The sequence below is a fragment of the Pantoea sp. DY-5 genome, assembly GCF_019795955.1.
GTDB lineage: Bacteria > Pseudomonadota > Gammaproteobacteria > Enterobacterales > Enterobacteriaceae > Pantoea > Pantoea leporis.
Window position 1 is genome coordinate 71,468 of record NZ_JAIMIE010000008.1, and the last position, 12,804, is coordinate 84,271.

Annotated in this window: 13 protein-coding genes; 6 read left to right on the top strand and 7 right to left on the bottom strand. The window is 54.7% G+C overall.

The window, feature by feature from the left end; all coding sequences use genetic code 11:
- Positions 1-2: 2 nt before the first annotated feature.
- Both K5Y30_RS21460 and K5Y30_RS21465 read left to right on the top strand, forming a co-directional pair.
- Entirely contained in the window at positions 3-350 is a 348-nt protein-coding gene (locus tag K5Y30_RS21460) for a hypothetical protein (RefSeq protein WP_222213299.1), read from the top strand.
- Between the two features lie 160 nt (positions 351-510).
- Positions 511-1,407, top strand: a complete 897-nt coding sequence (locus K5Y30_RS21465) for an alpha/beta hydrolase (RefSeq protein WP_222213301.1) — start codon at positions 511-513, stop codon at positions 1,405-1,407.
- A gap of 31 nt (positions 1,408-1,438) precedes the next feature.
- Here the strand turns inward: K5Y30_RS21465 and K5Y30_RS21470 are convergent, their stop codons facing one another.
- Positions 1,439-2,356, bottom strand: a complete 918-nt coding sequence (locus tag K5Y30_RS21470) for a bestrophin family protein (protein WP_222213303.1) — start codon at positions 2,354-2,356, stop codon at positions 1,439-1,441.
- A 108-nt stretch (positions 2,357-2,464) separates the two neighbouring features.
- Positions 2,465-3,367, bottom strand: a complete 903-nt coding sequence (locus tag K5Y30_RS21475; protein WP_222213305.1) for a LysR family transcriptional regulator — start codon at positions 3,365-3,367, stop codon at positions 2,465-2,467.
- A 95-nt stretch (positions 3,368-3,462) separates the two neighbouring features.
- Here K5Y30_RS21475 and K5Y30_RS21480 point away from each other — a divergent pair, with 95 nt between their 5' ends.
- Entirely contained in the window at positions 3,463-4,284 is an 822-nt protein-coding gene (locus K5Y30_RS21480) for an SDR family oxidoreductase (protein ID WP_222213307.1), read from the top strand.
- Positions 4,285-4,377: 93 nt separating this feature from the next.
- Here K5Y30_RS21480 and K5Y30_RS21485 read toward each other — a convergent pair whose 3' ends face one another.
- The 3 genes from K5Y30_RS21485 to gorA all read right to left on the bottom strand — a co-directional run bounded on the left by K5Y30_RS21485 (position 4,378) and on the right by gorA (position 7,924).
- Positions 4,378-5,157: an L-threonylcarbamoyladenylate synthase gene (locus K5Y30_RS21485; RefSeq protein WP_222185990.1), complete on the bottom strand. Its 780-nt coding sequence runs from the start codon at positions 5,155-5,157 to the stop codon at positions 4,378-4,380.
- A gap of 261 nt (positions 5,158-5,418) precedes the next feature.
- Positions 5,419-6,351, bottom strand: coding sequence for a nucleoside recognition domain-containing protein (locus K5Y30_RS21490; RefSeq protein ID WP_222213310.1), 933 nt, complete (start codon positions 6,349-6,351; stop codon positions 5,419-5,421).
- A gap of 220 nt (positions 6,352-6,571) precedes the next feature.
- Positions 6,572-7,924, bottom strand: a complete 1,353-nt coding sequence (gene gorA, locus K5Y30_RS21495; protein WP_222213312.1) for a glutathione-disulfide reductase — start codon at positions 7,922-7,924, stop codon at positions 6,572-6,574.
- Positions 7,925-8,050: 126 nt separating this feature from the next.
- Between gorA and rnz the strand changes: the two genes are divergently transcribed.
- Positions 8,051-8,962, top strand: coding sequence for a ribonuclease Z (gene rnz, locus K5Y30_RS21500; protein ID WP_110867666.1), 912 nt, complete (start codon positions 8,051-8,053; stop codon positions 8,960-8,962).
- Here rnz and K5Y30_RS21505 read toward each other — a convergent pair.
- On the bottom strand, positions 8,959-9,771 hold the full coding sequence (locus K5Y30_RS21505; RefSeq protein WP_222213313.1) for a CPBP family intramembrane glutamic endopeptidase: 813 nt from the start codon (positions 9,769-9,771) through the stop codon (positions 8,959-8,961). The genes rnz and K5Y30_RS21505 overlap by 4 nt on opposite strands.
- Before the next feature lie 40 nt (positions 9,772-9,811).
- Positions 9,812-10,654 carry a 23S rRNA (adenine(2030)-N(6))-methyltransferase RlmJ gene (locus tag K5Y30_RS21510; RefSeq protein ID WP_101762727.1) on the bottom strand — a complete coding sequence of 281 codons (843 nt, stop codon included), beginning with the start codon at positions 10,652-10,654 and terminating at the stop codon, positions 9,812-9,814.
- A gap of 330 nt (positions 10,655-10,984) precedes the next feature.
- Here K5Y30_RS21510 and K5Y30_RS24890 point away from each other — a divergent pair, with 330 nt between their 5' ends.
- Together K5Y30_RS24890 and K5Y30_RS21520 are read left to right on the top strand one after the other, a co-directional pair.
- On the top strand, positions 10,985-11,434 hold the full coding sequence (locus K5Y30_RS24890; RefSeq protein WP_255606751.1) for a hypothetical protein: 450 nt from the start codon (positions 10,985-10,987) through the stop codon (positions 11,432-11,434).
- A gap of 46 nt (positions 11,435-11,480) precedes the next feature.
- Complete coding sequence (locus K5Y30_RS21520) at positions 11,481-12,788, top strand: hypothetical protein (RefSeq protein ID WP_222213315.1); 1,308 nt, start codon at positions 11,481-11,483, stop codon at positions 12,786-12,788.
- The last annotated feature ends 16 nt before the right edge of the window (positions 12,789-12,804 follow it).

The window sequence follows — 12,804 nt, forward strand, 5'->3', positions numbered from 1 at the left end:
TTATGAAAGCGTTATTACTCGCCCTCGTTGGGCTGTCGCTGTCGGCCGGTGCGTTGGCTGCCGACGGTGACAATAATCAGGAAGAGAATGTTTATACCAGCCAGCTGTGTCATCTGGTGAGCAGTGAAAAGAAGACCAGCGATTTGGATGGCTACACCGAGAAGCTCAAGTCGCAGTTAGCGGCCAGCCAGTCTTCATCGGCCATGCAGCAACCTGAATTTAATGAAGAAATCGCGCAGGAAGTGATTAGCGCGTGGCTGGAGTTGGGCGAGGATGAGCGCGGCAAACTGCGCCACGACCAGTCGCAATGTGAGCAAACGGTAATGACTCAATTTCAACAGCAAGATTAGTTCTATTTATCGCAAGAATACGCGCCTTTTTAGGCGCGTTTTTTTATGGCTTTTTTGTACGATTTACGTACATAATCGCCAACGTCGAAATCAGACATGCGTCACATAATGAGATTCAGCTGTTGAAGCTGGCATTTTTTGCATACTGGCACTGGGCAAGATGATTACACGTCGTCACTTTTTATTGGCTACTGGAGCAACCGTTCTCTCGATGACCACGGGCAAGCTATTTGCCCGCGATGACGTCATTCCGTTGTGGCCCGACGATCCGCCGGGCGGCGGCGGCCCTTCCGGCTTGCTTAAAGTGAATTCACACGGTTCATGGACCAATATCGTTTCACCCGCGATTCAGCGATTCCGTCCGGAAAATCCCAACGGCGAAGCGGTGATTGTGGCGGCGGGCGGCGGCTATCGTTTTATCGGCATGGGCCGCGAAGCCTGGCCGGTAGCGCGCTGGCTTAATGCCAACGGTTATACCGTGTATGTGCTCAGCTACCGTTTGCCGGGTGAGAAGTGGCAGGCGGGCAATCTGGCACCGCTGCAGGATGCGCAGCGCGCCATTCGTCTGGTGCGTTCGATGGAGCGCAAAGTGCATGTGCTGGGCTTTTCTGCCGGTGGCCATCTGCTTGGCATGGCGGCGGCGCGTCCGGACTTCGAATCCTACCCGGCGCAGGACCCGCTTGACCAGATCAGGCCGAAGGTGGATAGCGTTGGCCTGATTTATCCGGTGATCACCCTTGAAGCGCCGTATCAGCACACCAACACGCATCTGATGATGGTGGGGAAAAACGCCACGCCAAGCCAGGAAGCCAACTGGTCAGTGCAAAACTACGTCACACGCCAATATCCACCCACGTTCCTCGCGCAGGCCGAGGACGATCGCACCTCCAATCCCCATAATACTGAACTGATGCGCGATACCTGCCGCCGCATGCGCGTGCCGGTTGAGCTGATTGAGCTCAGCAGCGGCGGCCACGGTTTTGGTCTCGGCAAAGCGGGCACGCCCGCCGCGTTGTGGGATCAGGCGTATGTGCGGTGGTTGGATAATCAGGGTTAGAGCAGGTCGCCATAAATGGCGACCCTACGGATTATGTCAAATTGAAATGCGCATCCGGCTGCAGCGGTTCCGGTAGCGTCATATCACCATTCATCGCTTTCAAATTGCGTTCGATATTGACGCACAGCGCGTCGAGCGGCAGGTGATTCGGTGCGGTGCCAAACGGATGTTCCAGCTCCTCCGCCAGCGCTTCCAGCGACAAAAAGGTGTAGGAGATAAACATCGACACCAGCGGCGTCATCAGGTGCAAATCCGCTACCAGCGCAAACGGCAGCAGCGTGCAGAACAGATAAACGGTGCGATGCAGAATCAGGCTGTAGGCGAACGGAATCGGCGTGCTGGCGATGCGATCGCAACCGCCCAAAATCCCCGACAGCTGATTCAGATTTTCATCAATGCTTTGCCAGACAATATCCGACACCAAGCCTTCATCGCGGCGCTGCGCCAGCCATTCACTCAAACACAACAAAATCTGCGACGTCGGCATCGGATGATGCAGCACCGCGCTGTGCCAGTTGGCCGGCAGCAAACGCTGCAGATCGGCCTGCACATCGGTTTTACGCAGGCGATGTTTCAGGCACCAGCAAAACGCCAGCAGCAAGCCGGTAAATTCCCGCACCTGTTCTTCGCTCACGCCACGCATGCTTTTGATCTGCCGCAGCAGCGAGCGCTGGGTGATATGCAGGCTGCCCCACAAGGTGCGGGCTTCGAGAAAGCGCGCATAGCTGGCGTTATTGCGAAAGCCGAGGAAGATAGCGATCGACACCCCGACCAAACTAAAAGGCGCGGTGGTGAGATGAATGCCGAAAGTGGAGTACCACGGATAGCCAAAGATGGCGATCAGCGACATCAGCAGGTTAAGCGACAGGCGGAACACGATGTTGCTGAGCACCGATCCATGCCAGTCAAACAGCCGGAGAAACCAGTGTTGATGAGGACGTACGATCATTTTGCGATGGTGTATTTTTTAGGTTTTGTGGCGACAGGTTACGCCGCCGGGTATGAAGGGATCAACGCCATTGCTACAGGTTTTAAGACAAAAGCCGTGCTGCTCGCCTCACGCGTGACGCGGCAGGCTGACTTTCAGCGCATCGATAAACAGCCGCAGCGCCATGGATTGATGTCGGTTGGGCGGGAACCACAGCGCAATCCCCGCCGATTGCACCCGCCAATCAGCCAGCAGCTCCACCAACTGGCCGCTGCGCAGCTCCTTCTCCACATACAGCGACGGCACATAAGCAATGCCTAAACCGGCGAGGGCGGCCTGCGCCATCAGCGCGTTACTGTCTAAAGTCAGCACGCCTGGCACGTCAATCTCCTGCTTATCTCCCGCCTGCGCGTATTCCCACTGATAACGTTTTCCGCTCGGCAAGCGCTGGCGAATGCACTGTTGCTGCAGCAGATCGCGCGGATGATTAACCGCCGCGTTTCTCGCCAGATAAGCGGGCGCGGCGACGGTGACAAACGTCAGCGGACCGCCAAGCGGAACGGCCACCATATCCTGCGGCACATCCTCAATCAGCCGAATACCGGCATCAAAACCGGCGGCGGTGATATCCACCAACGCACCTTGCGCGGCGAAATCGAGCTGGATATCGGGATAGCGCGCGCTAAAGTCCGCCACCACGTGCTCCAGCAGCAAAGCGATCGAGGCATCGCTGGCGCTGATACGCAGCGTGCCGTAATGCTGATGGCGGCTGGCGGAGATGTCGTGCAGCACATCATCCATCTGATTCAGCAGCGGCGAGAGCCGATCCAGCAGTTGCTGCCCGGCATCGGTGAGCGACACGCTGCGCGTGGTGCGTTGAAACAGCTGCACGCCCAGATTGTGCTCCAGCGTTTTCACCAGATGGCTAAGCGACGAGCGCTTTAAGCCGAGCATTTCAGCGGCACGGCGAAAGCTGCGCTGCTCGCTCAGCGTTTTAATGGCCTGCAGTTCGTGCCAGGAAGGACGTCTCATTGGTAGTTTTTCCTCACCGGGTCATACGCGATTAGGTGGATTATCTCCACCAGTAAAGCGATCTACCATCAGGTTTTCAATACGAGGAGCACAAGATGAAAACCTGGTTGATTACCGGCGCCAGCAGCGGGCTGGGCCGATTGATGAGTGAACGTTTACTGGCGCGCGGCGATCGCGTGCTGGCGACGGTGCGGCGTGAACAGGCGATGGGCGATCTGCAGCAAACCTATGGCGAACGGCTGCAGGTTATTGCGCTCGATCTGGCGCACACCGCCAGCATTGCACCCACCATTGAACGCGCCTTTGCCGCCGTCGATCGCATTGATGTGGTGGTGAGCAATGCCGCTTACGGCCTGTTCGGCGCAGCTGAAGAGTTGAACGATGCGCAGATTGATCGGCAGATCGCCACCAATCTTACCGGCTCAATCCAGCTGATTCGCACGGTGATCCCGTTTCTGCGCCAGCAAGGCGGCGGGCGCATCGCACAGGTTTCCTCGGAAGGCGGCCAGGTCGCTTATCCCAATTTCAGCTTGTATCACGCCACGAAATGGGGGATTGAAGGATTTGTCGAGGCGGTGCGCCAGGAAGTCGCCAGTTTCGGTATTGATTTCCTGCTGGTGGAACCGGGCCCCACCGCAACCCATTTTGGCGCGGGGCTGGACGTGGCAGATGCGCTAGAAGTTTATCGTGAAAACGCTGCAGGCCAGCTGCGTCAGGCAATTCTTTCGGGCGATTTCACCATTGCTGGCGATGCCGGGAAATGCGTTACGGCGATGATCGCCACGCTGGATCAGGCCAGCATGCCGCTGCGTTTAGCGCTTGGCAGTACGGCGTATCAGAACATCGAAGCGGCGCTGGAAAGTCGGTTGGCGGAGCTGCGCGGGCAACGCGATGTGGCATTCGGCGCGGATGTGTAATCAGGGCAGCAGCCGGGTGCGCATGAATGCGCACCCTACGAAAACCGCGCCAAACCACTGTAGGGTCGCCATTCATGGCGACCACTCAGTAGATCAGTAATAGTCGCCGTGGCGGTAATCCCACGACGGGAAGATCTCAGATAGCAGCGCCATAATTTTATCTACATCCAATCCTTTACGGATCAGCACCGGGCACGGCGTGATTTTGCGCTCGCCGTTTTGCTGTGGAATCAGGCGACCTTCGCTATCCACCATCGACACCATAACGCCTTGTTCGTAGCGCACTTTATTTGCATCGTTGGGCTGGATGGATTTCACGTAAGCATTGGCTTCGATAATTAAATCGGCGCGGGCTGCAATACGCTCGCCAATGCCTTCGACCAAACCGCGATTACCCTGGCCAGAGGGATTGGCCGAACTGGCAAAGGAGAATTTGCCGTGAGTATCCCACAATGCTTTTGCGATATTTTCCCCCGGCTTGCCGAATTTAATCACAAAGCAGCTGGTTTGACGGCCATCCATCATTAGCTCTTTTGAGCCATCATCGGGAATACGCGACAGCGCATCATCGCGCCATGGTAAAATACAACCCAGCAGAATATCTTCATCCCAGTGGCGCTGATAAAGCTGGTCGATTTCGGGCGTCAGTTGCGCCAGCGAACGCAGCTGTTCCAGCGAGCCGCACAGCACTACGCCTGGCTTGTTGCGTTTGCGCTGCTTGGCTTCGAACTTACGCTCCAGGCCGGCTTTATCGGAAGTCATAATGATGTAGCCCACTTTGGTTGGGCTGACGATCATGCCGCCATCTTTTGCCAGAATGTCGATGGCTTCCGGTTGTAATTCGCCATTCCAGGTTATCTGCTTACCGCTCATGGATTTACCCTATCTGCAAAAAAAGGCCGTACAGGAATATTACCTGCAATGAATTTATGGGCTTGATAAATTAACCTGACGTTTCATCGGGGTTAATTATATTATTGTCGAAATATCTGTTGCGATAATAGTACTAAAATTATCGCTAATGCAATGGGTGAAAATAACGATGAAATTAATAGGGGTAATAATAAATAACACCTGTGAAGTGTAATGTTATTTATCTAATAGCGCTGAAAGCGTATTCAGCGCCAGTAATAATCAGAACAGGATGGCGTGCACCGTCGCACGCAGCGCAATACCGAGCAGAATGCCAGGCACGGCAAAGCGGAACAGGCGCGGGAATCGGCTCGACAGGCCAAGGTAAATCCCGATGCCGGGCAGGTCAAAGGTCTGAATCAGTAATCCCGCCGAGGCGTTGATGTTGTGTGCGCTGTATAAACCTTTCTCCACCAATCCTGCCACCACGCCGTAATAGGCGGTGCCGCCCGCCAGACATTTGGTCAGCGCCGGGAGAATATAGACTTCGGAAATATTTAGCTTATCCAGTAGCGGCGACACCAGACGCGTCAACATTTCAATGCCGCCCGCTTCTTTCAACATGCCAACCACCGACAATGAAATAATCAGCATCGGCAGCGAACCCAGCGACAGACGAATCGCATCGGATCCGGCACTATTAATAATGCCAATCAGCCCCATTTTATTTTCGCTGCTGGTGACGGCGTCATCTTCATTTAATAGCGCCGCATCGGAGAGTTTGCGGCCAAACAGGTGATAGGTCGCCGCCGCCGCTAATACGCCGCCGCAGATGGAAATAATCAACGCCGTGCTCCAGTGTAATCCCGCTGGAATCAGTGGATAAAAGGTGCTGGCCTGGCCCATCGCAAACAGCATCGCCAGCGTGGCCGCCATATGACGATCGGATGTACCGCGCTTTTCCATAATCGCCAGCGCCGCCAGCGGTGCAGCAAAGCTGACGAAATTAAGCTGAATCATGGCAAAAAATGCCAGCCCGGTAATACCGAAGGGTTTTAATAACGGCGTGGCATGACGTACAACAAAATCCAGTACTCCTTTGACCTCCAGATATTTCATGATGAATAACATCACTACCATAATCGGAATCAAGGTGTAGAGCGCCACGTCTACCGAGGCTTTGCCTGCGGACATAATGATATCGATAATATTCATGCCCGATTCCGACCTTTGTTCACACCGTTCTCCCCGTAAGAATAAATAAGCTGGCAATGCCATGAAGTTTGCGGTGCGCATTAATGCTCACCCTGCAGCAAAGAAATAAATCTTATCCTGTGCGTGGATTATTGAGTAGTGAAGAAAAAGGTATATAAATTGCAGCCATAAAAAAACCAGCCATATTAAACGGCTGGTTTTTCAATTCCGGCGGGAAATATTAACGCATCGTCACAAACTCTTCCGCCGCCGTTGGGTGAATCGCTACGGTGTTATCGAAGTCTTGCTTGGTTGCGCCCATTTTCAGCGCCACCGCGAAGCCTTGCAGCATCTCATCCATACCGTTGCCGATACCGTGAATGCCGACAATCTTCTCTTCCGGGCCAACGCACACCAGCTTCATACGGCACGGCTGGCGATGCTGGGTAACGGCGGTATACATCGCGGTGAAAGAAGATTTATACACTTTCACCTGATCGTCGCCGTACTGTTCGCGCGCCTGCGGTTCGGTCAGGCCCACGGTGCCAATCGGCGGATGGCTGAACACCACGGTCGGCACGTTGCTGTAATCCAGATGCTCGTCCGGTTTGTTGTTGAACAGGCGCTCGGAAAGACGACGACCTGCCGCCACGGCCACCGGCGTCAGTTCCACCGCGCCGGTGTTGTCACCTACCGCGTAGATGCCTTTCACGCTGGTGTTCTGGAACTTATCGACGTTGATGTAACCTTTGTCGTTCAGCGCCACGCCAGTTGCTGCCAGGTTGAGGTTGTCGGTTGCCGGCTCACGGCCAATCGCCCACACCAGGCAATCCACGGTTTGCTCGTGGCCACTTTCCAGCTGCAGCGTCAGGCTGCCGTCGGCGTTTTTAATCACGGCTTTTGGAATCGATTCGGTGTGCAGCGTTGGGCCTTCGGCCTGCATCACTTCTACCAGCGTATCGACGATCAGCGGATCGAAGCTGCGCAGAGGCGCATGCTTACGCACGAAGAGATGGGTTTCCGCACCCAGCGCATTGACCACGCCCGCCAGCTCCACCGCGATGTAACCCGCGCCCACGACCGCCACGCGTTTTGGCAGCGCATCGAGTTCGAAGAAACCGTCAGAATCGATACCGTATTCCGCGCCCGGCACCTTTGGATGGCTTGGACGCCCGCCGGTGGCGATCAGAATATGATCGGCTGTGAGTGTTTCACCGTTCACTTCCACGGTGTTGGCATCGATAAAGCGCGCGAAACCTTTGATCACCTCAACCTTGTTTTTACCCAGCACGTTGTCGTACGAGCTGTGAATGCGGTCGATGTAGGCGCTGCGGTTTTTCACCAGAATTGACCAGTCAAACCGGTTTACCGTGGTATCAAAGCCATAATCTGGCCCATAAAGATGAATAGCTTCAGCGATTTGCGCCGCATGCCACATAACCTTTTTCGGTACGCAGCCGACGTTGACACAGGTGCCGCCCAGCTCTTTGGCTTCAATCAGCGCGCACTTCTGGCCATGCATCGCAGCACGGTTAATCGAGGCGATACCGCCGCTGCCGCCGCCGATGGCGAGGTAGTCAAAATGTCTGGTCATCCGTTATGTCCGTCTGTTGGAAGAAAATTGGCATAGAGTTTAACGCCAGGATGATTATTGACGCAAAGATTGCACCTATGATTGTAATAGCATTGATTTTTATGTCCGATTACAGGGAAGCATAGCATGCAACTGACATTCCTCGGCACCGGCGGCGGTGCGCCCAGCCTGCAACGTAACGTCACGGCGATAGCGCTGACGCTATCGAAACGTGGCGACACCTGGCTGTTTGACTGCGGCGAGGCGACGCAGCATCAATACATGCGCTCTGCGCTAAAGCCGGGCAAGCTGGAGAAAATCTTTATCACCCATCTGCACGGCGACCACATCTTTGGGCTGCCGGGTTTGCTCACCAGCCGCTCCATGGCCGGCATCCCCGAACCGATGACCATTTACGGGCCGAAAGGTATTCGCCAGTTTATCGAGACGGCGCTCAGTTTGAGTGGCTCGTACACATCTTATCCGCTGGAGATTATCGAGATCGAAGCCGGTTTGGTGCTGGATGACGGCGAAGTGCGCGTGACGGCCTGGCCGATGAATCATGTGATTGAGTGTTATGGCTATCGCATCGAGCAGCACGATAAACCAGGCTTCCTTGATGCGCCGCGCCTGAAAGCCGAAGGTGTACCGCGCGGGCCGTGGTATCAGGATTTGAAAGCGGGGAAGCGTATCCAGCTGGAAGATGGTCGCGAGATCAACGGCGCGGATTATCTTGGCCCGGCAACCAAAGGCAAAGTGCTGGCGATATTTGGCGATACCGCGCCCACCGACGTGGCGCTCCAGCTGGCCGCAAATGCTGATGTGATGGTGCATGAAACCACGCTGGAGGCGGCGCTGCAGGAGAAAGCCAATGGACGCGGCCACTCAACCACCATTCAGGCTGCGGAAGTGGCGAAACAGTCGGGGGCGAAGCGCATGATCGCCACGCATTTCAGCTCGCGCTATTTGTCTAAGGATCGGGAAAAACTGTTGGCGGAGTGCCAGTCGGTGTTTGCGGCGACCGAGCTGGCACATGATTTCGCGGTGTTCGAGGTTTAGTGCTGTAGCGCCGGATAGGTGAAGAACAGCAGATGCGTGATGTTGAACAGGAAATGGATGCCGGTGGCGACCCACAGGCGTCCGCTCCACTGCCACGCCAGGCCGTAAATCAATCCGGCGAGCGTGGCGAAGATCATCAGCAGCGGTCCGCCAGGGAAATGCGCCAGACCAAACAGCAGCGACGTCAGCAACAGGGCCGCCACGGCACCAATGTGCTGGCGCAGACGCTGTTGCAGATAGCCACGAAAGAACGCTTCTTCTGAAAGTGACACGAAGAACAGGTTCGCCAGCATAAAACTGCCCAACCATTCCGGCCAGTGGGGTTCAACGGCCAGGCCACCCAACTGCACCGCGACATACAGCAGCAGCGGAATCGCCGCCAGCAGCGCCAGCCACAAAATTTTAAGTCGCGGCGGCGCAGATTGGGTGCGGAACAGCTGCGGCAAGCAGATGAGCAGCACAAACGGAATCAGCGCTTTATCGAAGTTGTACGAGAAACTAAAGGGCAGGCTGAGCGGCCCGGCCTGCACATCTTCCACCTGGCGCGGATTTTTGAAGCCCGGGAAAAAGTGTACAAACAGGCCGATGGCAATGGCAACCAGCGCGGCTTCACTCACCCACTGAATCCAGCGCGCGTTATTTTCCACGCGAATCCAGGCGATGACGGCAATCGCGCCGAGAAGAACCATCGCCGGCCAATCCAGCACATCCTGGAACAGCCCTAAAAGAGTGGCAAGCGTGAGCAGCAGTACCGAAAAACGTTTGGCGGGCGACAGCACAGCAAGCGCGCCAGCCAGAATGATCCACATGATAATAGTCCTAATAGGCTGGCGACGCGGTAAGGCGAACTTACTCTGGCACGATCTGCGTGACGCTGAAGTGACCGGTTCCGGCTGGCACCAGCTTCTGATGCAGCCACGGCAGCAGCTCTTCCATCTGCGCTTTCAGCTTCCACGGCGGGTTAATCACGATCATGCCGGAAGCCGTCATGCCGCGCTGATCGCTGTCCGGACGCACCGCCAGTTCAATCTGCAGAATGTTGCGGATATTGGTGGCCTGCAGATCTTTAACCATGTGTTTGATCTGCTGACGCATCACCACCGGATACCACAGCGCAAACACGCCGGTGGCGAAACGCTTGTGACCTTCCTGAATGCCTTTCACCACATCCTGATAATCGCTTTTCAACTCATATGGCGGATCGATCAGAATCAGGCCGCGACGGCTCAGCGGCGGCAGCTTGGCTTTCAGCTGCTGGTAGCCATCACCACGCGCCACGCGCGCACGGGAATCTTTGCTGAACTCGGTGCGCAGCAGCGGGTAATCGCTGGAGTGCAGCTCGGTCAGCTCCATTTTGTCCTCTTCACGCAGCAGGAAGCGGGCAATCAACGGCGAACCAGGATAGTACTTTAAGGTGCCGTGCGGATTGAGATTACGCACCGCCGAGAGATACGGCTTGAGCAACTCCGGCACATCCGGCTGCTGCCAGATGCGGCCAATGCCTTCCAGATATTCACCGGTACGCTCGGCGTGCTCTCCGCTCAGCAGGTAACGTCCGGCACCGGCGTGGGTATCCAGATAGAGGAAAGGTTTTTCCTTCTCCATCAGGGCGGTGAGGATCAGGCTTTCAACGGTGTGTTTCAGCACGTCGGCATGGTTGCCGGCATGAAAACTGTGGCGATAACTCAGCATAAAAAAAGGGGGTCCGCGGTTGGATCAAAGGGAGTGAAAACATCGTGTGTGGCGCGATTATAGCCGCGCTGCATAAAAATTGCTGACGTTTTGGCAGGCGCTTAAGTTTTGCGCCAATGCGCCGCTATAGCTGGTTGCGATCAGACTTCTTGTCGGTAATTTTGCTACGGAATTACGTGATACTCGAAATTTCATTACGGATTAAGTAAGTTAGTTTCCGATAACGAAGCGGTCATGAGCGAAATGCCAGGTGTTTCTGGCAGGAAACTTTCCGGTGAAGACCGTATAATTTTTTGCTTAAAGCATCTCTAACAACTCCTGGTGACAATAATGAAAAAAATGACTGGTATCGCGGTGGCAAGCCTCTTGGTACTGACTGGCTGCGCGAAACAACAACCTACTCATAGTTTGGTGACGCCGCCGACCGCGGAAGAGCAGCCAGCGGCGCAATACGCGCCAGAGCAGGAAAATACGCCATTTGTGGCTTCAGCCCCGGCGCAGCCAGCTACCGCCTCATTCAGTGAAGACCGTTCCAGCAACATTCAGCAGTGCCGTAAAGAGCTGGACGCGATGCGCCTGTATAGCCAGGCTTCCTATGCCAGCTATCAAGCCGAATTCCAGAAAATCGGCGCGCAGACCAATAAATATCTGCAAATTAAAGATTCAATTGGCGCGGATATTAATGATTTAGTGATGCCGCGTTATCAATTCCAGATTCGTGAATTGTGCTTCCGCATTAAGACACGTCTGTCGCAGCTGATTATTCGTCAGGCCGGTTAAACCACGCGTTTTTAACCACACTCGCTAAGTAGCAGCGCGAAATTTCGTGCTGAGAATGGGCTTCATCTCTATTTTGTTATTAGAGATGAAGCCTTTTATGTTCCTAAGGCTGTTACAGGAGATCGTGATGACACAGCGTCATCTGCCGTTTGTCCTTATTATCATCGCATTTTTCTTCCCTGCTCTGGCCTGCGCGGCCGCTGAAGATGATATGTTGCACGCGTTTGGCGACGCAGCACGCACGTTGCCTCCTGTTCCAGTTAAAAAGCCAAAACCTCAGCCTAAACCGGTAGCGCCGGATCAGCTTAATCAGCTACGTGCGCAAATAAGCGAGCTGGAAAAACAAAAAGCCGCACTGCAACTAAAGAATGAACAGCAAGAAAAATCTCTGAAAGAGCAGCAGTCGAGCAGCGATAAAAAACGGGCGGCGCTGGATGAAGAAAAACAGCAGCAATCACAAAATATCACCCGGTTGATCCAAGAGCTCAAAGCCGCACAACAGCAAACAACAGATGCAACCGCGCTCCGTAAGCAACTTACCGAGGCGCAGGCTGCTGCTAAGCGCGATCAGGATGCGTTAAAAAGCCAGCTGGCCGAAAGTGCTAAAATGTCGCTGGCACAGCAAAAACAGCAATCTGAGAGTGAGAAAAAGCTCGCGTCACTAAATGAAGTAAAAGTGATGCAGGAGCAAAACATAGCCAAACTCACCGCTGAACTGGAGGCCGCGAAAAAGCAGCCGGCGGCAGTGGTAGCAGCCGCAGATCCCAAAACCGATGCTGAGCGCGATGGCTATATGCTGGGGCAATCGATCGCCAGCAATGCTGTCGTTCAATTACAGATGGTAAAAGACACGGGTCTCACCATCAGCCTTGATCAGCTGATCGCGGGATTCAGCACGCAGTTACAAACCGGCACGTCGGTAATGAACAATGAAGAGATGTCACGGCGACATGCTGCGATGCAGAAGACGATTAATAAAAAGATGGGATCGCTGATTGAGAAGGGTTATGACCAGCTCAACAAACATTTAGAAAAGCGAAAAGCGCTAGTGACGCAAAATGGTGTGCGTTGGTTTGCAGTGAAAACAGTCAAAGCCAAGCTCATTCCTGACCAGCAAGTGGAAGTCAGCGTGAAAGTCAGTACCTTAGGCGGCAAAGTGATTAACGATTTTGCTGATGACCAGGTGCCGTTTGATAACAATCTGCCTCCCTTGTTGTATGAAGGGATGTCGTTAACGGGAGCCGGCGGCGCAGTAGAAGGCTGGGCACTGGCAAAAGATATCATCGAACGCGAACCGCTGCCGCCGTGGGTGGCGCCCTACGATGTGATTCATTATCAACTCGCGATTAAATAACCTCCAGCCCGCCTTC

Bases quoted from the DNA above. Each gene is read 5' to 3' on its own strand.
- K5Y30_RS21490 (WP_222213310.1), bottom strand. From the start codon at position 6,351: ATGAATATTATCGATATCATTATGTCCGCAGGCAAAGCCTCGGTAGAC.
- K5Y30_RS24890 (WP_255606751.1), top strand. From the start codon at position 10,985: ATGAAAAAAATGACTGGTATCGCGGTGGCAAGCCTCTTGGTACTGACT.
- K5Y30_RS21475 (WP_222213305.1), bottom strand. From the start codon at position 3,367: ATGAGACGTCCTTCCTGGCACGAACTGCAGGCCATTAAAACGCTGAGC.
- K5Y30_RS21470 (WP_222213303.1), bottom strand. From the start codon at position 2,356: ATGATCGTACGTCCTCATCAACACTGGTTTCTCCGGCTGTTTGACTGG.
- rnz (WP_110867666.1), top strand. From the start codon at position 8,051: ATGCAACTGACATTCCTCGGCACCGGCGGCGGTGCGCCCAGCCTGCAA.
- K5Y30_RS21480 (WP_222213307.1), top strand. From the start codon at position 3,463: ATGAAAACCTGGTTGATTACCGGCGCCAGCAGCGGGCTGGGCCGATTG.
- K5Y30_RS21460 (WP_222213299.1), top strand. From the start codon at position 3: ATGAAAGCGTTATTACTCGCCCTCGTTGGGCTGTCGCTGTCGGCCGGT.
- K5Y30_RS21505 (WP_222213313.1), bottom strand. From the start codon at position 9,771: ATGTGGATCATTCTGGCTGGCGCGCTTGCTGTGCTGTCGCCCGCCAAA.
- K5Y30_RS21510 (WP_101762727.1), bottom strand. From the start codon at position 10,654: ATGCTGAGTTATCGCCACAGTTTTCATGCCGGCAACCATGCCGACGTG.
- gorA (WP_222213312.1), bottom strand. From the start codon at position 7,924: ATGACCAGACATTTTGACTACCTCGCCATCGGCGGCGGCAGCGGCGGT.
- K5Y30_RS21465 (WP_222213301.1), top strand. From the start codon at position 511: ATGATTACACGTCGTCACTTTTTATTGGCTACTGGAGCAACCGTTCTC.
- K5Y30_RS21485 (WP_222185990.1), bottom strand. From the start codon at position 5,157: ATGAGCGGTAAGCAGATAACCTGGAATGGCGAATTACAACCGGAAGCC.